Annotated in this window: 24 protein-coding genes; 18 read left to right on the top strand and 6 right to left on the bottom strand. The window is 58.6% G+C overall.

Features of this window, described 5'->3' with window-relative positions; genetic code table 11:
• The first annotated feature begins 3 nt into the window (after positions 1-3).
• Positions 4-1,218 carry a sensor histidine kinase gene (locus tag AC2T9U_RS08675; RefSeq protein ID WP_493695835.1) on the top strand — a complete coding sequence of 405 codons (1,215 nt, stop codon included), beginning with the start codon at positions 4-6 and terminating at the stop codon, positions 1,216-1,218.
• Positions 1,211-1,870 (top strand): LuxR C-terminal-related transcriptional regulator, encoded by a 660-nt coding sequence (locus tag AC2T9U_RS08670; protein ID WP_493695834.1) that lies wholly within the window; start codon positions 1,211-1,213, stop codon positions 1,868-1,870. The genes AC2T9U_RS08675 and AC2T9U_RS08670 overlap by 8 nt, the downstream gene beginning before the upstream one ends.
• A 6-nt stretch (positions 1,871-1,876) precedes the next feature.
• On the opposite strand, the gene AC2T9U_RS08665 is transcribed toward AC2T9U_RS08670, so the two are convergent.
• The gene (locus tag AC2T9U_RS08665) at positions 1,877-2,374 is read right to left on the bottom strand and encodes a DUF3515 domain-containing protein (RefSeq protein ID WP_493695833.1); all 498 of its coding nucleotides are present in this window, start codon (positions 2,372-2,374) and stop codon (positions 1,877-1,879) included.
• 57 nt (positions 2,375-2,431) lie between these two features.
• Here AC2T9U_RS08665 and thiL point away from each other — a divergent pair, with 57 nt between their 5' ends.
• Positions 2,432-3,442, top strand: a complete 1,011-nt coding sequence (gene thiL / locus AC2T9U_RS08660) for a thiamine-phosphate kinase (RefSeq protein ID WP_493695832.1) — start codon at positions 2,432-2,434, stop codon at positions 3,440-3,442.
• A gap of 70 nt (positions 3,443-3,512) precedes the next feature.
• Here the strand turns inward: thiL and rpmB are convergent, their stop codons facing one another.
• A complete protein-coding gene (rpmB, locus tag AC2T9U_RS08655) occupies positions 3,513-3,707 on the bottom strand; it encodes a 50S ribosomal protein L28 (protein ID WP_115029517.1) in 195 nt (64 codons plus the stop codon).
• Positions 3,708-4,063: 356 nt separating this feature from the next.
• On the opposite strand from rpmB, the gene AC2T9U_RS08650 reads away from it, so the two are divergent.
• The 12 genes from AC2T9U_RS08650 (at position 4,064) to mutM (ending at position 17,686) form a co-directional block, all read left to right on the top strand.
• Positions 4,064-5,755 (top strand): DAK2 domain-containing protein, encoded by a 1,692-nt coding sequence (locus AC2T9U_RS08650; RefSeq protein ID WP_493695831.1) that lies wholly within the window; start codon positions 4,064-4,066, stop codon positions 5,753-5,755.
• 29 nt (positions 5,756-5,784) lie between these two features.
• Positions 5,785-8,052, top strand: coding sequence for an ATP-dependent DNA helicase RecG (locus tag AC2T9U_RS08645; RefSeq protein ID WP_493695830.1), 2,268 nt, complete (start codon positions 5,785-5,787; stop codon positions 8,050-8,052).
• Positions 8,053-8,057: 5 nt separating this feature from the next.
• Complete coding sequence (rsmD, locus tag AC2T9U_RS08640) at positions 8,058-8,645, top strand: 16S rRNA (guanine(966)-N(2))-methyltransferase RsmD (protein ID WP_493695829.1); 588 nt, start codon at positions 8,058-8,060, stop codon at positions 8,643-8,645.
• A gap of 34 nt (positions 8,646-8,679) precedes the next feature.
• A complete protein-coding gene (locus tag AC2T9U_RS08635; protein WP_493695828.1) occupies positions 8,680-10,008 on the top strand; it encodes a sensor histidine kinase in 1,329 nt (442 codons plus the stop codon).
• On the top strand, positions 10,005-10,700 hold the full coding sequence (locus AC2T9U_RS08630; protein ID WP_493695827.1) for a response regulator: 696 nt from the start codon (positions 10,005-10,007) through the stop codon (positions 10,698-10,700). The genes AC2T9U_RS08635 and AC2T9U_RS08630 overlap by 4 nt, the downstream gene beginning before the upstream one ends.
• Positions 10,701-10,912: 212 nt before the next feature.
• Positions 10,913-11,692, top strand: a complete 780-nt coding sequence (locus AC2T9U_RS08625) for an ABC transporter ATP-binding protein (RefSeq protein ID WP_424948703.1) — start codon at positions 10,913-10,915, stop codon at positions 11,690-11,692.
• Positions 11,693-11,694: 2 nt separating this feature from the next.
• Positions 11,695-14,163 carry an ABC transporter permease gene (locus tag AC2T9U_RS08620; RefSeq protein WP_493695826.1) on the top strand — a complete coding sequence of 823 codons (2,469 nt, stop codon included), beginning with the start codon at positions 11,695-11,697 and terminating at the stop codon, positions 14,161-14,163.
• A gap of 186 nt (positions 14,164-14,349) precedes the next feature.
• On the top strand, positions 14,350-14,853 hold the full coding sequence (gene coaD / locus AC2T9U_RS08615; protein ID WP_115029527.1) for a pantetheine-phosphate adenylyltransferase: 504 nt from the start codon (positions 14,350-14,352) through the stop codon (positions 14,851-14,853).
• A gap of 243 nt (positions 14,854-15,096) precedes the next feature.
• Positions 15,097-15,690, top strand: coding sequence for a YceD family protein (locus AC2T9U_RS08610; protein WP_208304345.1), 594 nt, complete (start codon positions 15,097-15,099; stop codon positions 15,688-15,690).
• A gap of 1 nt (position 15,691) precedes the next feature.
• Complete coding sequence (rpmF, locus tag AC2T9U_RS08605) at positions 15,692-15,886, top strand: 50S ribosomal protein L32 (RefSeq protein WP_115029529.1); 195 nt, start codon at positions 15,692-15,694, stop codon at positions 15,884-15,886.
• 125 nt (positions 15,887-16,011) lie between these two features.
• Positions 16,012-16,713 (top strand): ribonuclease III, encoded by a 702-nt coding sequence (rnc, locus tag AC2T9U_RS08600; protein WP_493696948.1) that lies wholly within the window; start codon positions 16,012-16,014, stop codon positions 16,711-16,713.
• Between the two features lie 10 nt (positions 16,714-16,723).
• Entirely contained in the window at positions 16,724-17,686 is a 963-nt protein-coding gene (gene mutM, locus AC2T9U_RS08595) for a bifunctional DNA-formamidopyrimidine glycosylase/DNA-(apurinic or apyrimidinic site) lyase (protein WP_493695825.1), read from the top strand.
• Here the strand turns inward: mutM and AC2T9U_RS08590 are convergent.
• The gene (locus tag AC2T9U_RS08590) at positions 17,635-17,856 is read right to left on the bottom strand and encodes a cupin domain-containing protein (RefSeq protein WP_493695824.1); all 222 of its coding nucleotides are present in this window, start codon (positions 17,854-17,856) and stop codon (positions 17,635-17,637) included. The two genes, mutM and AC2T9U_RS08590, sit on opposite strands and share 52 nt — an antisense overlap.
• Before the next feature lie 72 nt (positions 17,857-17,928).
• Complete coding sequence (locus AC2T9U_RS08585) at positions 17,929-18,225, bottom strand: helix-turn-helix domain-containing protein (RefSeq protein ID WP_493695823.1); 297 nt, start codon at positions 18,223-18,225, stop codon at positions 17,929-17,931.
• 11 nt (positions 18,226-18,236) lie between these two features.
• Here AC2T9U_RS08585 and AC2T9U_RS08580 point away from each other — a divergent pair, with 11 nt between their 5' ends.
• Together AC2T9U_RS08580 and AC2T9U_RS08575 are read left to right on the top strand one after the other, a co-directional pair.
• Positions 18,237-18,419: a hypothetical protein gene (locus tag AC2T9U_RS08580; RefSeq protein ID WP_493695822.1), complete on the top strand. Its 183-nt coding sequence runs from the start codon at positions 18,237-18,239 to the stop codon at positions 18,417-18,419.
• Complete coding sequence (locus AC2T9U_RS08575) at positions 18,416-18,595, top strand: DUF2938 family protein (protein WP_493695821.1); 180 nt, start codon at positions 18,416-18,418, stop codon at positions 18,593-18,595. Before AC2T9U_RS08580 ends, AC2T9U_RS08575 begins: the two co-directional genes overlap by 4 nt.
• A gap of 9 nt (positions 18,596-18,604) precedes the next feature.
• Here AC2T9U_RS08575 and AC2T9U_RS08570 read toward each other — a convergent pair whose 3' ends face one another.
• Positions 18,605-19,114 (bottom strand): DUF3152 domain-containing protein, encoded by a 510-nt coding sequence (locus AC2T9U_RS08570; RefSeq protein ID WP_181815991.1) that lies wholly within the window; start codon positions 19,112-19,114, stop codon positions 18,605-18,607.
• Between the two features lie 467 nt (positions 19,115-19,581).
• On the opposite strand from AC2T9U_RS08570, the gene AC2T9U_RS08565 reads away from it, so the two are divergent.
• Positions 19,582-19,869, top strand: coding sequence for an acylphosphatase (locus AC2T9U_RS08565; protein ID WP_424948702.1), 288 nt, complete (start codon positions 19,582-19,584; stop codon positions 19,867-19,869).
• Between the two features lie 76 nt (positions 19,870-19,945).
• Here AC2T9U_RS08565 and AC2T9U_RS08560 read toward each other — a convergent pair whose 3' ends face one another.
• On the bottom strand, positions 19,946-20,803 hold the full coding sequence (locus AC2T9U_RS08560) for a hypothetical protein (protein WP_208303070.1): 858 nt from the start codon (positions 20,801-20,803) through the stop codon (positions 19,946-19,948).
• Positions 20,804-20,891: the final 88 nt, after the last annotated feature.

Raw genomic sequence — 20,891 nt, 5'->3', positions numbered from 1 at the left:
GGGGTGCATCATCGCTCTTTTCCGCCAGTAGCGCGGGAATTACTGGTTGGGTTGGATTTGCTAGTCGTGACGCTCACGGTGGTGGGGTTTTCGATTGGTGTGCGGCGTGGCGCTCAGATGTGGTTGCTGGTGAGTGCGGCGTTGCTGGTTCTGGGTGTGTACGCCGGTGGGCGTTTGCGGTTTCGCAGCGTGGATGTCTCTCGTTTAGATCGTCGTGGTGGGGATTTTTGGGAGATCGCTTGGGTGGTGGCCCTGGTGGTTTCGTGGGTGCTGTTCACGCTGGTGACACCTGCTGCGCTGTGGCTTTCTTTTGCGCTGATGCTGGTGCAGATGCATGTTCTTGGGCCGTTTGTTGGTGGTGGGGCGGTCGTGGTGACGGCAGGTTTGACGATTGCGCTGCAGGTGAGTGAAGGCACGGTTGGAGCTGGCTCGTTGGGGGGTGTTGTGGGGCCGATTCTTGGGGCGGCGTTGGCGATTGGGGTCGTGGTGGGGTTGGAGGCGTTGGCTCGGGAGGGGGAGGTGCGGGCACGCATGGTGCAAGAGCTTGCTGTTGCGCGTGAGCATTTGGCTCATGCAGAGCGCGAGCGGGCAGTTGCTGCGGAGCGGGAGCGGTTGGCCCGTGAGATTCATGACACGTTGGCGCAGGGGTTTGTGTCGATTGATTTGTTGTTGCGTGCTGCCCAGTCGGCGGATTCGTTGGATGCTGGTGAGGAGTTCGTGGAGCGGGCAGCGCAGACTGCGCGGTCAAGTTTGGAGGAGGCACGTCGTTTTGTTCGTGGTCTTGCTCCCGGTGATTTGGATGCCGGTGGGCTGGTTGCGGCGTTGCGGCGGCAGATTGAGGCGTTGCCGCCACCGTTGCAGGGGCGTTTTGTGGTCGATGGGGTGGCGGTTGAGTTGCCGTTGGCGGTGGAGTCTGCGTTGTTGCGTATTGCGCAGTCGGCGTTAGCTAATGTGCGTCAGCATGCGCAGGCCTCGTGTGTGGTTGTGACGCTTTCGTATGAGGATGAGCAGGTTGCGCTGGATGTAGTTGATGATGGCATTGGTTTTGATCCGGCTGATCCGCCGCGTAGCGCGGGAGGGTTTGGGTTGCGTGGAATTGCTTCGCGGGTGCGTGAGTTGCATGGCACCTCGGATGTTGAGAGCAGTCCAGGTGGGGGCACAGCTGTGGTGGTGAGGATTCCTGTTGCGGGGGCAGAAAGTGAGCGGCGCAGTGAGTGAGGTACGTGTGGATGCGCAGGCTCGCTGCGTGCAGGTAGTGCTGACTGACGATCACCCGATTGTGCGGGCGGGGTTGCGTGTGTTGGTGGATTCGCAGCCGGATATGCGTGTGGTGGCGGATTTTGCGACAGCTGAGGAGTTGGTTGCGTGGGTGCGTGGTGGTGGGGTCGCTGATGTGTTGTTGGTGGATTTGCGGTTTGGGCAGGGACGGATGAACGGTGCGCAGGCCACGGAGCAATTGGTTGCTGGGGGTGCACCGCCAGTTTTGGTTCTTACGACATATGACACCGATGGGGAGATTCTTGCTGCGATTGAGGCGGGGGCTACTGGGTATTTGTTGAAGGACTCACCGACAGAGGAGCTGACGGCAGCGATTCGGGCGGCGGCTGCTGGTGAAGTCACGTTGGGGCCAACGGTGCAGCGCAGGTTGGTGGCGCGGATGGCTAGGCCTACTGCTCAGCTTTCGGTGCGGGAGAAAGAGGTTTTGGGGCTGGTGGCTGAGGGGGCGGGCAATGATGCGATTGCGGCAGCTTTGTTTTTGTCTAAGGCGACGGTGAAGACGCACTTAGCGCATATTTACGACAAGCTTGGGGTCAAGAGTCGTACGGCTGCGGTTGCGGCTGCTCGGTGTCAGGGGCTTCTCGAGCATTGAGGGTGCCTACATGCATTTGCCTTTGGTTTGGGGGATTTTCTGCACTGATGGGGCGAAGGCTGACAGGACGAGTGGCTCGGGGGCGTATTTTTTGGGTACGAGTACTTCGACGGCGGGGGACCTGCCGTAGCTGATGAACTGCATGCCATCGTCGAGGTGTCGAATGATCCAGTCCACGCCGTTGACGTCGATGCATTCGTCTGTGGTTGGTCCCGGTGAGGTGATGCCGCAACGGGCGATGATTGCAGGGCTTCCCCAGGCTGCAGATCCTTTCGGGTCTGAGGTGGTGGGGATGCGTGGGTGTCCGGATATGTCGTGGGGCCAGTTTTGGGTGACGGTGGTGCAGAGTTTTTCGTGTGCTCGGGGTGCGGCAGCGACGTCGATGGGGGTGTGTTGGGTAGTGGATATGAGTAGGGCGGCGGTGGAGCCCAGGGCGATGCTGAGCAGCCCGCCGACGAGGGCAAGAATGGGTAGGGCGCGTTTGGGGAGGCGAGGTGTTGGCATCGTCCTCCTTGAGGCAGGTGTAGGTTCGGGTTTTTGGGTGTTGTGCTAGGAGTTTTTGTGGCTGATTCGTCTTTATTCTCGCAGCCTCTGAGTTCTGTTTCTGAGGCTGAGTTGTTGGGGCTTGTGTTTCCTGTGTATGAGGCAGGTGGGGTTGATCGGTCTTTTGTGGCGGTGGGGGTGGGTGATGACACAGCGTGGGTGCGGACAAGTGATGGTGGGGTGTTAGTGACGACGGACACGATGGTGCGTGGGTGTGACTGGTTGGATGAGTGGAGTTCGCCGTATGAGGTGGGGGCAAAGTGTGCGGCGCAGAATTTAGCTGATATCGCGGCGATGGGTGGGGTGACGCGGGCGCTGCTTGTGACTTTGGTTGCAGATCCGGCTACGACTGTGGGGTGGGCGGTGGAGTCAGCGCGTGGATTGGCTGATGCGGCCGCTGATGCTGGGGCGGTGGTTGTGGGTGGGGATTTGTCGTCGGCTCCGGCGGGCGTGGTCACCTTGTCGGTGACGGCATTTGGTGATGCGCAGGGGGGGGCTCCTGTGTTGCGCAGTGGTGCTCGTGCGGGAGATGTGGTTGCGGTGGCTGGGTCTTTGGGGTGTTCTGGTGCTGGGTTGGACGTGTTGGCGCGACAGGGGCGTGGTGGTGTTGTTTCTGAGCGAACCTCGGAATGTGTCCAGATGCATGTTTGCCCTAGGCCTCCGTTGAAGCAGGGCCCGGTTGCTGCGCGTGTGGGGGCAACATCGATGATTGATGTTTCCGATGGTTTGGTGATTGATGCTGGCAGGGTTGCTGCGGCTAGTGGCGTGGAGGTGGCTTTGTCCTGGGAGTTGCTGGAGCCGTTTGTTGAGCGTCTTGTTCCGGTTGTGGGGCAGCAACGGGCGGTGGAATGTGTGCTTGGTGGAGGTGAGGAGCATTCGCTGTTGGCGACGTTTTCTGATGGGGAAGTGGTGCCGCCAGGGTGGCGCGTGGTGGGTGAGGTGTTACCTATTTCTCCTTTGGAGCGTGGCCGCGTCACTGTTGATGGTCAGTGTTCTGATGTTGTGACGTGGGATCATTTCGCTCGATAGGTCAGGTGAGTGTCCAAAAAAGGCCGTCACCCGGGTGTGGGGTGGCGGCCTTTTGGGGGTGCTGGAGAGGTCAGCGGGTAACTTTGCCAGCTTTGATGCATGAGGTGCATACGTTGAGGCGTTTGGGGGTCTTGCCGCTAGGGCCGACCAGGGCGCGTACACGCTGGATGTTGGGGATCCAGGCTCGGTTGGTGCGCCGGTGCGAGTGAGAGACGCTCTTCCCGAACTTCGGGGTCTTGCCGCAGATCTCGCAGTTGGCAGCCACGGGACACTCCTGATTAATCGATGTATATGGATTCGTGAAGACCGTCTAGTGTTTGCGGGTTCGCTCTTGCCGTGACAGATCTGACACTGAACGCCTGGGCGTAGCGTGATCGGTAATTCACGGTAGAGAAATTTACGTGTTTTACACGTTTGTTCATTTGAGTCTTGCCGCAAAACGCGACTGGCGGTCGAGCAGATCAATGCTAACGAATAGCGGCGGGGGGCCCAAATGAGTGTCGAATGTTTTGTGTTTCAGAGTGCTGGTGAGCGTGAGAGTGGTTCTCAAGGTGGTGCGTGTGAGGATGGGTGTTGGTGATTCCACGGTCGCGGGAGGTCAGTGCGGTGAAGTGCGTTGCTGTGCCATTGGAAACGCTTGATGAGCTGGCGTTTATGCGTTGGGGGGCCACTGCATTGGTGCGGCTGGAGGCTGCGGTGGAGGAGCTTAATGCTCTGAATGTTTTCCCTGTTCCTGATGGAGATACGGGTTCGAATTTGTTTTTGACGCTTTCGAGTGCACTCAAGGTTGGGGGTGATGAAAACTCATTCGGCAATTTGGGAATGATTCTCGAAAACGCTGCGCGTGAAGCATTAATGTCAGCAAGAGGCAATTCGGGAGTAATTCTCAGTCAGTTGATGGTGGGATTAGCTGAAGAAATAGCACAGATCCCTCTCACAGAAGGGAGAGGGAGTGTGCAACCTAGCCAGTTGGCGCAGGCGCTGTGCACGGCTGCAAACAAAGCTCGTGAAGGTGTTCCACACCCGGTGCAGGGAACGATTCTGTCGGTGGCGGATGCAGCCTCGGCTGCGGCGATGAGAGCAGCATCTGCAGGCAAAAAGCTCGTTGAAGTCGTAGACGCTGCGGTGTTGGCTGCTGAAGATGCCTTAGCAGATACAACTGAGCAGTTGGAAGTGTTAGCACGGGCGGCAGTGGTCGATGCTGGCGGGGCAGGCTTGCTCGTGCTTTTGCGTGCGTTGAGTGAAGTGGTGCATCAGCGAGAGTCCGCGGAAAAAAATGTGAGTAAGGAACAGCGGACGGCTCTTTCGGAGGCTGCGTGTCCAGCATTATCGGTGGACCGCCTGGAATACGAGGTGGTTTATCGACTCCATCAGGTGTGCGCGATGAAGGTGCACGCGTTGGCGCAGGTGTTGGAGCAGCTGGGGCAGAGCGTTGTCGTTGCAGGCACCTCTGAAGTTGATGGGGTGCAAGAGTTGGTGACGGTGCATGTGCACACCGTTGACCCAGGAGCAGTAATTGAGGTTGCTTATCAGGTGGGGTTGCCACGGGATGTGCAGGTGGAGGCCCTACCTGCAGGTGACCAGGTGGAACCGGTAGACGTTCCTGCTGGATCTGAGTACGTAAAGAGTAGTGGCTTAGCGCTTATTGCCGTGGGTGCCGGACAAGGAGCAGCTGAGGAGTTGTCTCGTTGGGGTGTGATGACGGTAGAGCCGATCCCCGCATGGGCTGATTCCAGCGTGGCTTTCTCGCAGTTAAAGAAGGCTGTTATCAGGGCTGATGGTGATGTTGTTTTGCTGATGGTGACTGATGCCCGCTGGTGGGAGGTGGTAGAGAAGTTCGGGCAAGAGGCGCGGGAGTTGCGCTCGCAAGTAGTGGTGGTCAGGTGCGAGTCAGTCGTGGCTGTGTTGTCAGCGGTGTCGCTTTTTGATGCAGCTGCGGATCCGGTAGAGGAGGCAACGCGCTTGGCTCGTGGCGTGCGGGATATTGCGGTGGGGTCGGTGCGATGGAGTTGCTGGGGGTTCGCTGAAGTGGGGTGTGAGATGAGCCGTGGTGATTTCTTTGGTGTGGTTGGAACAGAGGTGGTTTCAGTTGGGGATGCGGTGAGTGTGGCGCGGATGGTGGTGGCGAGGTTGTTATTGGGGGTGCAGTCTCAGGGGCGTGAGCCTGAGGCTGTGGCTGTGTTGGTCGGGGCAGGGCAGGAGCAGCTGGCTGAGGAGGTTATTGGGTGGGTGGGGGAGCAGCTCTCTGAGGTGGAGGTGAGTGTGCTGCGTGTGTGTGGTTTGGAGCCGGTTCTTGAGTTTGGTGTGGAGTGAGGGATGGTGTGTGTGGGAAGGGGATCCGCATGAGTGATTGGTGGAGTTCTTTGCGGGGCATTTTGCCCGAGAAGTATGCGAAGGCGTTGTTGCAGGCGCGGGGGATACACACTGCTGGCGATTTGTTGCGTTTTCGCCCGCGAAAGTTTGTTAGCCGTAATGGCGACTTGGGTGACTTGCATCCAGATGACTATGTGGTGTTTGTCGGGGTGGTGACCTCGGCATCGACGCGTAAGGCGGCTCCCAGAAGGGGGCGGCGTCCGATGACAATTTTGTCTGCGACGGTCAGTACAGGCCCCTGGGAGATGGGTTTGACGTTTTTTTCGGCGTTTCCGCATGTGCGGGAGTTGCGGGTGGGGCGTCGTGGGCTGTTTGCGGGGAAGGTGAGTACGTATAAGGGGCGTTGGCAATTAGCGCATCCGACGTATGAGTTTTTGCCTGATTCGGTGGGTGAGGATGGTGGCTCTGGTGGTGTGGAGCAGGAGTTTGCGGGTGTTTCGGGTGTGGGTTCGTTGTTGGAGCGGGAGCAGGTGCCTGTGTATCGGCAGGTGAAGGGGATGCCGAGTTGGGTGGTTTCGCGCGCGGTGGAGCAGGTTCTTGCGTCGGTGGATTTGCCTGATCCGTTGCCGGAGTCGTTGCGGTTGTCGCGGGGGTTGCGGGGGTATGCGCAGGCGTGGCGGGGGGTGCATTTACCTGAGGGACCGGAAGATTTTGCTGCGTGTGTGCGTCGGTTGAAGTATGACGAGGCGTTTGCGATGCAGGTTGCGTTGGGCAGGCGTAGGGCTGAGCAGGCGGCTTCTCCTGCGGTGGCGCGTTCGGTGTGTGCGGGTGGGTTGCTGGCGGCTTTTGATGCGCAGATGCCTTTTGCGTTGACGCAGGGGCAGCGGCGGGTGGGTGAGGAGATTGAGGCGGATCTGGCGTGTAGTCGGCCGATGAACAGGTTGTTGCAGGGGGATGTGGGGTCGGGCAAGACGGTGGTGGCGTTGCGGGCGATGCTGGCGGTTGTGGATGCCGGTGGTCAGGCGGCGTTGTTGGCGCCGACGGAGGTGTTGGCGCAGCAGCATTATCGGTCGATTTCTGCATTGTTGGGTCCGTTGGGTCAGGGTGGTTTGTTGAGTGGTGCTGTTGAGGGCACTCGGGTGGCGTTGCTGACTGGCAGTGATTCTGTGGGGGAGCGTCGACGTTCGTTGTTGCAGGTGGCTTCGGGTGAGGCGGGGATTGTGGTGGGGACGCATGCGTTGTTGCAGGAGGGGGTGGTGTTTGCGGATTTGGGTTTGGTGGTGGTGGATGAGCAGCACCGCTTTGGCGTGGAGCAGCGTGATGCGTTGCGTGCTAAGGGGACGCAGATTCCGCATATGTTGACGATGACGGCGACGCCGATTCCGCGGACGGTGGCGATGACGGTGTTTGGGGATATGGTGTTGTCGGTGTTGTCGGAGTTGCCGGGGGGGCGTGCTGCTGTTCAGACAGCGGTGGTTGATAATCCGCGCTGGTATGCCCGTGCGTGGGAGCGGGTGGCTGAAGAGGTGCGTGCTGGGCGGCAGGTGTATGTGGTGTGTCCTCGGATTGGGGATGAGGTTGGCGTAGGTGGTGCGGTGGAGGAAGGTTTTGCTGCGGTGTGGGATGGCGTGGGCACTCGTGCTGGTGATCCGCTGGATGCGGGGGAATGTCAGCGTCCTGTGATGCGGGGTGTGGTGGAGATGTTTGCTGAGTTGCAGGGGGTTTCTGCGTTGGCGGGGGCGCGTATGGCTGTGTTGCATGGCCGTCTTCCTAGTGATGAGAAAGAGCGCGTCATGCGGGATTTCGCTGAGGGCAGGGTTGATGTGTTGGTGGCGACGACGGTGGTTGAGGTGGGGGTGGATGTGCCGAATGCGACGGTGATGGTGATTGTGGAGGCGGATCGGTTTGGGGTTTCGCAGCTGCATCAGCTGCGTGGGCGGGTGGGGCGTGGGGGGCTGCCTGGGTTGTGTTTGTTGGTGACGTTTGAGCCGACGCCGGGTGGGCGGGAGAGGTTGGAGGCGGTGGCGAGTACGACTGATGGGTTTGAGTTGTCGCGGTTGGATCTTTTGTCGCGTCGTGAGGGTGATGTGTTGGGTAAGCGTCAGTCCGGTGGAGGGTCGCAGTTGCAGTTTCTTCGGTTGGCTGGGCGTGAGGATGAGGAGATTATTGCGATGGCGCGCCAGGATGCTGCTAGGGCGTTGGATGAAGATGCGCAGTTAACGGGGTTTGTTGATCTTGACCGTATTCTGGACGATCACGTGGCGGCGGAGTCGGTTGATTTTTTGCAGAAGGGGTGAGCAGTGTGACTCGTATTGTGGCTGGCCGGTTTAGGGGGCGTCGTTTGGACACTCCGAAGGGGGATCGGACACGGCCGACGACGGATCGGGTGCGGGAGGCGTTGTTCAGTCGGTTGGATCATTTTGATGTGTTGGCTGGGGCGCGGGTTTTGGACTTGTATGCCGGGTCGGGGGCATTGGCGTTTGAGGCGTTGTCGCGTGGGGCTGCGCAGGCGGTGTTAGTGGAGTCGGCGCGGCCGGTGGTGGCTATTGCAGGGGGTAATGCGCGTGATTTGGGGGTGGCGGATGTGGTGTCTGTGGTTGCTGGTTCTGCGGTGACGTATGTGCCGCAGGTGGAGCAGGGGGCGTTTCAGGTGGTGTTTATGGATCCGCCGTATGAGGTGGGGAATGAGGTGATTGAGGCGATTTGTGGCCGTTTGGCTGTGCCTGGGGTGTTGGATCCGGATGCGGTGGTCGTGGTGGAGCGGTCGAGCCGTACGGCTGAGCCGGTGTGGCCGCTGGGGTTGGAGTGTTTTGATGGTCGGACATATGGGGAGACGCAGTTGTGGTTTGTGCAGCCGGTAGCGGTTGAGGAGGATACGACCCTGGTGTGACGACAGGGGTTGTGTTGGGCCCTACGGTGGTGTTGTGCGAGATCTTCCGTTGGTGCGTTCGGTGATTCGTGCGTATGCGTGGTGGCGTCGTGCGTGTGCGTGGTGGCGTAGCCATCCGATGGTGGCTGATGCGTTGTGGGCGTTTCCGGTGGGGTTTCTGGTGCTGGTGGCCGTGACGGAAGAGGAGTTCAATCAGGGGTGGTTGCCGCCTGTTTTTTCTTCTGTGTGGGTTTTGGGTGGGTCAGTGGTGCCGTTGCTGTGGCGGCGGACTCGTCCGGATAGGGCGATGCTGTGCGTTTTCCTTGGGTGTGTTGTGCAGCTTTTTATTCTGGACTGGCCGTATCCGGGGAATGTTTCTGCGTTGATCATGCTGTTCGCGGTGGCGGCGTATGGCAAGAAGCAGTTGCGGTGGTGGTGGTTGGGGGCAGCGTTGGTCGGCTGCTTGCTGGGTGTGTATGACTGGCAAAAGGCTTCGTACGGGGGCTCGTGGTTGGCGGCGCTTGCTAATTACGTGATGACATCGGTTTTCATGATGGGGTTGGTGGTTTCTTCGTTTGTGCCGGGGGCGTTGCGTCGGCAGCGATATGAGTTGGTGGAGTCTTTGCGGGAGCGGGCTGCTTCGTTGGAGCGGGAGCGAGATTCGGTTTCGCGGTTGGCGGTGCAGGAGGAACGCAACCGTATTGCGCGGGATATGCATGATGTGGTGGCGCATTCGTTGTCGGTGATCGTTGTGCAGGCTGATGGTGCGGCGTATGCATTGGCTCATGGTGATCCGGCGACGGCGGGTCAGGTGGCTGAGCGGGCTTTGGGCACGATTGGTGATACGGCGCGGGGGGCGTTGAGTGAGACGCGGCGTTTGGTGGGGGTGTTGCGACGTGCGGGGGATGAGGTGGAGTATGCGCCGCAGGGTGGGTTGGATCGTATTGGTGATTTGGTGGCGCATGTGGATGCGGCAGGAACTCCGGCGACGTTCACGGTGGTGGGGGATCCGGCGCGGGTGGAGACTCTTGATGTGGCTGCGCAGATGGCGTTGTATCGGGTGGTTCAAGAATCATTGACGAACGCGTTGAAGCATGGTGGGGCTGGGGTGACGGTTGCGGTGGAGTTGGCGTATACGCCGGGGAAAGTGTCAGTGGCTGTAAGGGATACGGGTGGGGGTGTTTCGCATGATGATGGGCAGGGGCATGGGTTAATTGGGATGCGGGAGCGGATTGCTTCGGTGGGTGGTACTTTTTCGGCGCGTCCGCGCTTTGGTGGCGGGTTTGAGGTTGTTGCGAGTGTGCCGTCTGCGGAGTCGGAGCATTCGTCGTCGTTGTTGGGTATGGCGCCTGGTGTTGGTTCTGATGGTGGAGGTCATTCGTGAGTGAGCCGATTCGGTTGTTGTTGGCTGATGATCAGGCGTTGGTGCGTGCGGGTTTTCGGATGGTTTTGGATGCTCAGCCGGACATGGTGGTCGTTGGTGAGGTGGGGGATGGTGCTGCTGCGGTGGCTGCGGTAGCTGATCCTGGGACGGGGGTGGATGTTGTTTTGATGGATATCCGGATGCCGGTGCTGGATGGGGTGGGGGCAACGCGACGCATTGTGGAGTCAGGTTCTGCCACAAAGGTGTTGGTGTTGACGACGTTTGATTTGGATGAGTATGTGCATGCGGCTTTGCATGCCGGTGCGAGCGGCTTCTTGTTGAAAGACGCTGGCCCTGCGGAGTTGTTGGCGGCTATTCGTGCGGTGTTCGCTGGTGATGCGGTGGTGGCTCCGAGTGCGACGCGGCGTTTGTTGGAGCGTTTCTTGCCGGGGATGGGCAACGCAGATTCGGAGCGAAGTGTTGATAAGGAGCGCGTGTTGGCTCCCTTGACTGATAGGGAACGTGAAGTACTGGTGGCGGTGGGGCAGGGCATGAATAACGCCGAGATTTCGGCGAATTTGTTCATGGCGGAGGCGACGGTGAAGACCCATATCGGTCGGATTTTGTCGAAGTTAGGGTTGCGGGACCGGGTGCAAATGGTGGTGTTGGCTTACGACACGGGTTTGGTTCGGCCTCGCCGTGGTGATGCTTGATCGTTGACGTTCAGGTACGACTTGGGTCGTACGTGGGTGGGGTTGGCGTGCTCCTGGTGGGGTATGTGAAAACCAGACCGTAGCCCGATTCGGGGGGTCGGTCGCGCTTCGTACTGTGGTTTTCATCATCTACCGATATCTACGGCGCCCCGGGGTCGGGGCGCTTCCGCTTGCCTGGACAAGGAGCGGACGTACAGATCAGGAGCAAGATCATGACCGCATCACCGGTGTCCGCTGCGTTGGAGATGGATCCTGCGGAGAAGTTTGCGCAGCCTGCGCTCAAGGTTGAGGATCTCTCGAAGGTGTACGGCGAGGGGGAGACCCGTGTGGTGGCGTTGGACCATGTGGATGTTTCTTTTGGGCAGGGGCAGTTCACGGCGATCATGGGGCCTTCTGGGTCGGGTAAGTCGACGTTGATGCATTGTGCTGCCGGTTTGGAAGATGTTTCGGACGGGCATGTCTGGGTGGGGAACACTGACCTGACCACGTTGAATGACAAAGAGCTGACGAGGCTGCGCCGGGATCAGCTTGGGTTTGTGTTTCAGTCGTTTAACTTGTTGCCGACTTTGTCGGCGAAGGACAACATCCTGCTGCCGCTGGAGTTGGCCAGCCGAAAGGTGGACATGCAGTGGTTTGACCATGTTGTGTCGGTGCTTGGTTTGGGGGAGCGGTTGTCACACCGGCCTACACAGCTCTCCGGTGGGCAGCAGCAGCGAGTGGCGGTGGCTCGGGCATTGGTGATGCGCCCGAAGGTGATTTTCGCTGATGAGCCCACGGGGGCTTTGGATTCAGTGACTGGTCATGAGTTGTTGGAGTTTTTGCGGCATAGTGTTCGCGATTTGGGGCAGAGCATTGTGATGGTGACTCACGATCCGAATGCTGCGACGTATGCAGATCGGGTGTTGATTTTGGCTGACGGGCGGATTGCTGGTGATTTGCAGACGCCCTCTAGCGACCAGGTGCTGTCGGCTCTGCGTGAGTTGGGTGCGTGATCATGAAAACGTCGATGAAGATGGCCTTGGCCAGTGTTATTGGTCAAGGTAGGCGTTTGGCGAGTGTGCTTGTTGCTATCGCGTTGGGTGTTGCGTTCATGGCAACCACGTTGCTTGTGAGTAATTCGGTGCAGGCAACGTTGAAGCAGCGGGCTGCGGCATCGGTGGGTGGGGCGGCCGCGGTGGTTTCTGTCCCAGATAGTGGGGAAGGGCCTATTCCGGTTGCGTTGCCTTCTCAGGTGAAATCTTCGTTGCCGCAGGCCAAAGTGACTGCTATCGCAGGGGGGTTGACTTTTCACAGAACTCACACTGGTCAGCAGCCGCTGCAGCTGAAATCGTTGCCTGTGTTGGATGAGCGCACGAAGCTGGATTCGGGGCGGTTGCCAACAACTCGAGGAGAGATTGCTGTTTCTTCCGATGTCGCTGCCCAGCGTCAGATTCAGATAGGGCAGACCGTAGATTTTCTTTCGGGAGAGGCTGCCAAAGATGGCAATGGGGGAACTACTCCATTGCGTGTAGTGGGTGTGGTGTCGCCGGATAAGAGCAGTCCTGATGGTGTTGCTCCGTTGGCGTTTTCTCTGGATGACGATATTTGGGAGCTGACGGGCAGGACTGGTTTTCTCCAGGTGCAAGTGAATCTGCCTGACGTTGGTATGGAGGACGAAAAAACCAAAAAGCTGGTGGCGGGGCTTCCTGCCGCTGCTGGTTTGACGGTGCGCACGGGTGCTGAAGAGGTTACTGAACGTCAAAGGCTTCTTGACTCGGGCATCAAGGCAGTCACCACGATGCTGCTGGGTTTTGTTGTTATCGCCATTTTCGTCTCTGCCTTGGTGATCTCTAACACGTTCTCGATTTTGATTGCGCAGCGTACGCGTGCGCTGGCGTTGATGCGTTGCATCGGCGCAGATCGTGCTCAGGTGCGCCGTGCAGTTCTTTTTGAGGCATTCCTTGTTGGGGTTATTGGCTCTGTTATTGGTTTGCTATTGGGTGCGGCCGTCGCTGCGATCGTCGTGTCGTTTGCGAAGGGGATAGATGGGCTGGTTCCCAGCGTTACAGCGGTTCTGGTGCCGATGTCTGTGGGTGTTGTGGTGACGGTGCTTGCGAGTTTGGCTCCAGCGCGTGCTGCAACACGGGTTGCTCCGATTGCTGCTTTGCGGCCTATTTCAGCGCAGGCTGAGGGACGGGTTGCGCGGTTGCGCATTGTGATCGGGACAGCGCTGTTCGTTGCTGGGGCTGTGTGCTTGGTGCTGAGCGCGCGTGGTAGTGGGATCCCTCTCGGTGTGGCCGGTGGAGTAAGTAGCTTCCTGGGTGTCATGTTGTTGACGCCGCTGGTGGTTCCTATGGCTGCGTCTGTAGTTGGTGCTCCGTTGCGAAGCGGGGGTGTGGCAGGCCGATTGGCAGTGGCTAACGCTCGACGTAACCCGGGGCGTGCTGCCGCCACAGCCAGTGCGCTGCTGGTTGGGGTCACGTTGGTGACGATGATGCTGGTGGGTGCTGCGACGGGGACGACGTCGATCAATGCGTCACTGGATCGTCATTTCCCGGTTGATTCTCAGATTTCTGCTGAGGCCCCGCTGGGGCAAGCTCACGCAGACAAACTAGCGGCTACACCTGAGGTGGAGCGCAGCGGTCTGGGTAACTCGACGTCCGTCACAGTCAAATCAGGAAGTGTCACTATCCCGGATTCGGCGTTGGTGGGAGTTTCTGCTGAGGCTGTCAAGGTCAGCCGTCGTGCCGATGCTTTCACTGGACTGGCTGACGGGAAGATTTTGCTTCCCAGTGATGCGGGAATTGCTGATGGTTCGCCTGTGACTGTCACTACTGAGGGCGGCGAGACTCTATCGCTTACCGCTGTGGTTTCTTCGGGCGAGTTGGAGGCTTTCTACACCACGTTTAACAGTGTTCAACGCCTGGACCCTAAGGCTTTAAACCAAGTGTGGGTGCGGTATGCCGACGGCGTTGAGGCCTCGACTGGTGAGCGGAAAGTCGCTGAGTACTTGAGCGGTCTTCCAGGTGTTCGCGTTCAGGGAGCGGCTGCGGCGCGCGAAAGCCTGCAGAAGATCATCAACATCGTGTTGCTTGTTGTTGTCGGATTGCTGGCGATGGCCGTAGTTATTGCTTTGGTTGGTATTGGCAATACTCTAGGTTTGTCCGTGTTCGAACGGACGCGTGAGTCGGGTCTTCTTCGGGCTCTAGGTTTGCCGAAGTCTGGCCTGCGTGCGATGTTCGGGCTGGAGGCGTTGGTGTTGACAGGTGTTGGTACAGCTCTTGGGTTGCTGCTGGGCATCAGCTACGGCATCGCTGGCTCATACGCTTTGTTGAATGATCTAGGTGGTGTCACCGTCGATATCCCCTGGGCACGATTGCTGTTGGTGGTCGCGGTGGCGTTGGCTGCTGGCTGGTTGGCTTCGGTTCTGCCTGCGATTCGTGCGGCAAAGGTTAGTGCGTCTGCGGCTTTGGCTTCAGAGTGAGTGCGTGGTCGGTTTCCTTCGCGTAACCGACCACGCTTGACAGGTTTTCCCCTGCCGGGGAGTGCAGGGGAAAAGGGAACCGGTGTTTATCGGCACTGGTTTCTTCGGGCGGGGTTCGAGTGTCTGAGGATCAGGGGTCAGACATTCGAACCCCGCCTGTGTTGTGCAGCCTGTTACGGTCGGCGCATGAGTGAGCGTCTGATTCGTCGTGCTGCGTGCCCTGGTTCGTATGATCCGGTTACGTGCGGGCATCTTGACGTGGTTGCGCGAGCAGCTGCTTTGTTTGATGAGGTTTTTGTGGTGGTGTTGCATAACCCGGCCAAGCAGGGGCTGTTTTCTCCGGATGAACGGGTGGCTTTGGTTGAGGCGGAGCTTCAGGAGCGGGGGCTTGCCGGGCGGGTGCAAGTGCGTTCTTATGCGGGCAGGCTTTTGGTGGATGTGTGTAGTGAGCTGGGGGTTTCTGCGATTGTGAAGGGTCTGCGGGGAGAGACTGACTATGCCTACGAGTTACCGATGGCGGTGATGAATAGGCGTTTGAGTGGGGTGGAGACGTTGTTTGTGCCCGGCAGTCCAGAGTTCGTTGAGGTGTCTAGTTCGCTGATGAAGGAGGTGGCCGGGTATGGGGGTGATGTCACGGGGTTGGTGCCGCCGCGGGTACAGGCAGCGTTGATGGAGCGTTTGAATTCGTAGTTCGGAGTTGGGTGATGCCGGTAGGTGCTGCTTGGCTTCGTTTTCCCTTGTTAATTGGGGCAGTGAAGAGTTGAAGCGTTTTGGGGGGCGTGGTTCTGCTGAGCTAAAATTGATATTCGGTCCGCGCATTGTCCCTAATCGCCTCGTTGATGCGGTTTCGCACCAAGAATCTCGAGCTAACGGGCCATGCTGAACCGACCGAAGCTGCAGGCTGTGAAGCCTCTGTTGGGAGTGAGTAATTCCATGACCGAGCTTGATCCGCACGGGCCTTTGGTGATTGATACCCGGCGCTTGAATCGCAGGGCTGGGTCGATGGTGGAAGATGCCTTCGATGCAGTTGCCCCCTCACGTATTGGCACTGATGTGCTGGGGGTTGAAGAAGGAACTCCTATGCATGTGGATTTCCGGCTGGAGTCCGTGATCGAGGGAATCCTCGTGAGTGGAGAAATGCGGGCGCGTGCTACCGGTGCTTGCGTGCGGTGCTTGGACGACATTGACGAGTCAGTCGATGTGAGCTTTCAAGAATTGTTCGCCTACGCCGATCGTGCCGCTCGTCATGAAAAGGTCGGTGATGAAGACGAGGACCAGCGGGTTATCGAGGGCGATTTAATCGATCTTGAGCCTGTCATCGTGGATGCGGTGGTGCTGTCGCTGCCGTTCCAGCCGGTGTGTGATGAGGACTGTCCTGGTCTGTGTTCAACTTGCGGAGACCACCTGTCGGAGGATCCTCAGCACTCACACGACCAGACCGATCCTCGTTGGGCTGCGCTGGCTCATCTCCGTCAGGAAGTTGCTCAGACCAGCGATGGTGACACCGATCCAGAGAAGAGGAACTGACGTGGCTGTCCCCAAGCGGAAGATGTCGCGCTCCAATACCCGTTCGCGTCGCGCGCAGTGGAAGACAAGTGTGTCCACGCTGGCTTCGTGCCCCACGTGTACACAGCCCAAGCGCCCGCATGTGGCTTGCCCGTCGTGTGGCGTTTACAACGGCCGTCATTATTCGGCCGCGGAGCGCTCCGAGCTCCAGGACTGAGGCCGTAGGTCGCGATGGCGTCAAAACACAAGACGACACATCAGCGGCGACCGGTTGGCGAGCTCACTGAGAAGATCGTTGCGATCATCGGTGGCACCGTTGACAGCGGCATCGTCGATCACGCGTTGACACACCGTTCGTACGCGTACGAGAACGGTGGTCTTCCTAATAACGAGCGCCTGGAGTTCCTTGGAGACTCGGTGCTTGGTCTGGTTGTGACTGAGTCACTTTATGCCGATCATCCTGATTTGGCAGAAGGCCAGTTGGCTAAGTTGCGCGCTGCCGTGGTGAATATGCGGGCCTTAGCGAAGGTGGCTCGTGAGCTCGGCGTGGGCGATTATCTTCTGCTTGGTCGCGGTGAGGAAAGCACAGGAGGACGTAACAAGGCCTCCATCCTCGCCGACACGATGGAAGCGCTTATTGGCACGGTGTACCTGGAAAGAGGCCTGGAGGGTGCACGCGTATTCGTTCACCACATCCTTGACCCACTGCTTGAAAAGTCAGCCCAGCTTGGTGCTGCTTTGGACTGGAAAACTTCACTCCAAGAGCTGTCCAGCGTGATGTCTATCGGTACTCCGGAGTACCGAGTCAGTGAAGAAGGTCCTGACCACGAGAAAGTTTTCACCGCCTCCGTTGTGGTGGGTGAAGAAGTGCTCGGCACCGGGGTTGGCCGCAGCAAAAAGCAAGCGGAGCAACAAGCTGCTGAATTTGCGTGGACGATGTTGAAGGAACGTCAAGAAAAAGCCGAAGCTGTTGTTTCCGCTACGGAGGCAGAGGTTGCTGAGGCAGTGGTTGACTCCGTTGAACAGGTGAATAAGAAGGGCTAGGCAGGGCAGCGTGCCTGAACTCCCCGAAGTTGAAGTTGTGCGTAGAGGTCTTGCCGATCATGTAGTTGGCAAGACCTTTGCACGTGTGTCTTTACGTGGCACCAGGGTGGCGCGCCGCCATGTCTTGGGCCCAGAGCATTTGAGTGCGCAGATTACGGGGGCGCACGTACGAGCGGTGGACCGCCGGGGTAAGTATTTGTGGCTGGTGCTTGAACCAGCGCATGAAGTGGCAGCGCAGGGTTCTGCTCTTATGGCTTTGATCGTCCACTTGGGGATGAGTGGGCAGATGCTTGTTCAAGATTGTCACCGTGAAGCCCCCAAACACACCCATGCGCAGTTTTGGCTATCTGATGGCTCAGCGAAGAATTCTGCAGAACCCCTCTCCTCTGGGGGAAAGGTGCTGCGGTTTGTGGATCAACGCACGTTTGGTGGGCTGGCGCTGGCCGAGTTGGATTCCCCTAGCCAGGGGCATCCTTTCGGTGTGCCTGTTCCGGTAGCCCATATTGCTCCCGATCCGCTTGAACCAATCTTTGATGCAGAGCAGGTAAGCGCACGGATTCGTGCATCGAATAGTGAAGTGAAACGGCGACTGCTCGATCAAGGGGTCGTTTCAGGTATCGGCAATATCTATGCAGATGAGTCGTTGTGGCGCGCAGGTATTCATGGCCAGCACCGCTCATCTTCCTTACGGCAGTCCGAGCTTGTTGCTCTTCTCGGCCATGCGCAAGATGTTATGCGGGATGCACTGGCCCAGGGCGGGACGAGTTTTGATTCGCTGTATGTGAATGTCAATGGTCAGAGCGGCTACTTCGACCGGTCCCTGGATGCTTACGGGCGCGAGGGTAAACCATGCAAACGATGCGGCACTCCGATGCGACGGATCCAATTCACTAATCGGAGTTCGACATTTTGCCCGAGTTGTCAGCGGCTGCCCCAGGACGAGGGGCTGTTGCCGAGCGACATACGTAGGTGAAGTCGCTCGCCTTGGCTACTGAACATTGTCAGTAGTTCGATGGGTCGTTTGCCGACTGTGCCGAACCAGTGGGGGATTGCGGTGTCGAACTCGGCAGCTTCGCCTGGTTTGAGGATGAGGTCCTGGTCTTCCAGAAGAAGGCGGATCTGCCACTGGGCACGTACATCCATTCATAGCTGTCATGGCTTCGCAGGGTGCGCGGCTCGTCGAGGGCTGGAATGGTCACCGTGTACGCCTGCGGATTATGGGGATGGTGGGTAAGACGGATAAAGGTTCGCTCCGCTGTCCGTTCTGGTGGGTTGCGGACGCGTGGATCGACGGACACGCGGTGGGGCAATCATTTCGTCGAGAGAGACGCAAAGTGCGGCGGAAATCGGCAGTAACAGTTTCAGGCTGGGTTTGCGTTGACCGTGTTCGAGTCGCGAAAGCGTGCTTGTCGAGATTCCTGTCAATGCAGAGAGTCTGGTCAACGAGACGTTCCGATGTTCCCGGAAGTGACGCAGCCTGGTGGGGATGAGCTCCAAAGTGGCAGAAACCACGAGGAGGGTTCATGGAACTCAAACATCTTGGCCGCGGAGCATTTGCCCACGAATCGATCATGACCGCTAAACCAGTCGAGCGCGAGCATGAGATCGGCCTTGTGGCTCACTACGTCATCGGTTCGGGTTTTCCCTCCCCTTCGTTGCCGTGCGGCCGGGCTGGCTCAACAAGCCCACCCTGGTGCCAGCCATGACGGCGGGTCTTGCGACATGCGCAGCGGCCTGGCTGCTCATGCAACCTGCGTGGGGCATAGGCCTGGCTGCCTCCAAAGTTCCGGACCCGATGACGGCGCGACTGCGTACTGTGCGCACATGCGATGTACGGCCTGGGGACCTGGGCCTCGGCCCGGATGCCTATGGCCCTGTGTAGCGCTAAGAATTATCGGACGGATGCGACCTCAGCATCTGTGGGCCACCCATTGGCAACGCAGCCTTGAAGGCTTTTTGACTGCTGCTGCATGAGAGAAGCCTTATCACCGTTCTTGGCGCAGTAACGGTGCTTCAATCCAAGCCAGTGCCCGGTCTCATGGTTGAGAACCATGTGGTGGTAGGTGTCCAGCGATCCTTTAAAAGCAGGGGTTTTCTTGCGCCAATTGAGGTCATTAATGACTACGTATTTGCCTACTCGGCAGCTGAACTGCTTTTTGCACGAGGGGGAGAAGGAAGCAACGCTCTGTGGGGAGGCCAGGACGAGGGTGAAATCTGCTGGGGCGCTCGCAGGCACACGAACAAACCGATGGCTTGCCTTTTTCCACCCTCGTGGGTCGGCGTAGATCTTCGCGGCTTCGGCGGCGAACTGTTTCGTGTTTGTGAGGACTTTCCCGCGGGTAATGACTTTATAGGTGTGACGTTTGGTCTTTTTAACCGGCACAGCTGGGCGTGGGCTCACGTGAGAGCTGGAGGGCTTTGACGGGGTGCTGCCTGGCGTAGTTTTGGAAGCAGTTGGTGTGCTCGAAGAAGTACCCGAGCTGCTTGGTGCCGAGCCAGGAGGTACGGCTGCTGCTGTGTTCGATGGCGCAGCGGGTCGCTGCTGTTGCTGTTGAGAAGCTGGGCTGGAACATGCTGAGGCCAGCAGTACTGTGGCAAGGAGCGCAGCCATACCGCTGCTACGACGCACCCGAGGGTGAAGGAGTACTGCTGCGGCGGTCAAATTCAAGTTTTTCAGCGTGCTCACCTCATGAGATGCGTGTCTAACGTGCGGCTGCTCTTGGCAGGACGGGGATCAGAGTAGCCGCGCCACAAGAACTTTTACTGAGAAATAGCTGGTCGTGTGGGGCAGCTCAGGTTCGGTCGGCTACCGTTTGGCTGCAGCCGAATCTAGGTTGCCCAAGAGATCCCGGAGGAGATGAACAGCTGGTGAGCGTGGAAAAAGCGACGTTTTTTGTTTCCGGGCATGTGCAAGGTGTCGGGTTTCGTTGGTGGACAAAATCACAGGCACTGGAACTTGGGCTTGATGGCTTTGCTCGCAATCTGTGTGATGGACGTGTTGAAGTGGTCGCTCAAGGAAGTCCAGAGGCGATCGAGGAGTTAGGTGCGCGTCTGGCAGCGCAGCCAAGCCAGCACAGGCGCCCTGGCAGGGTGGAGGCAGTGGTGACGCAGTGGGGCAGTGTTCGTCAAGATGTGGGACGGTTTCGTGAACTGTGAGGTTCACTAAGCCCTGATGTAGGTGTGGGCGGCACCCCAGTTGGGGTGCCGCCCACACCTACATCAGAGGCAGTAGTTATTTTTCTTGTGCTTCCGGAGTTTGAGGTTTCTTGATGCCTCCGAGAGCAGGCATCGTGGTGACTTCGCTTGTGGGTGGGGCAGTGATTGTGACGGACTTTCCGTACTCACTGAAGGTGGTTTCGCTCTTTGCCCCCGCGATGTCGATGTTCATCTTGTGAAGCTGCCCGTTGGCGTCCAAGAAGTAGTCATGCTGGTGCTTCTCGGCCCCTGCCGTTGGGTGTGCATGGGGTGCGCCGGTGGCCAGGTTCGCTGCTGCGTGAGGGTCGAGCTTCACTTTGTATTGGAAGACCTGGGTGCCGCTGTCATTTGATTGGCCGACGTAGGTGACGGACTGGATCGCGGCTTTCTGTGCTTGGAGTTGCTTGCTTAGGTCGAGCATGTCGGAGAGGTTTCCGCCGTTGGAGTGAAGAAGGTCTTCCAAGGGGGTTTTGATGTACTTGTCTCCGGTCAGGCCAGCTAGCTGTACGTAAACGTTTTGGTTGGCCATGATCATGTTCATGGTTTGCCCGCCGGTGGAGACAGTGCCTTTGAACTTGGGTTTGCCTTGCTCGCGTCCATCGACGTAGCCGTTCAGGGCCATTTCCGAGCCGGGCATGGTGGTTTTGGTGGAGATCTTGTAAGTCCCTGCCGCGACCATGCCTTTGTTAATCTTCTCGACGAAGGTGTCCTTATCGACGGAAGCACCTGGTTGAGAATTGAACGGACCTCCTGCGCCCTGTGATTGCGCGGAGGATGAGTTGTTCTGGCCTGTGTTTCCGGTGTCGGACGAGCTGCCGCCGTTGCCGCAAGCACTGAGCGCAAGAGGCAGAACGAGGATCGTTGCCGCTGCGCGGAGCGTGAAACGCCGGTTCATGGAACTCCTTCAGGTCGGTGCCACGTATAGACGGCTGAATGTGTTGCTTGGCATGGCCAGCGTACGTTCCCGACCTCCTAAGTCGTGG

Source organism: Dermatophilus sp. B7861-1, assembly GCF_058996045.1.
This window is presented reverse-complemented; position numbering and strand designations above follow the sequence as displayed.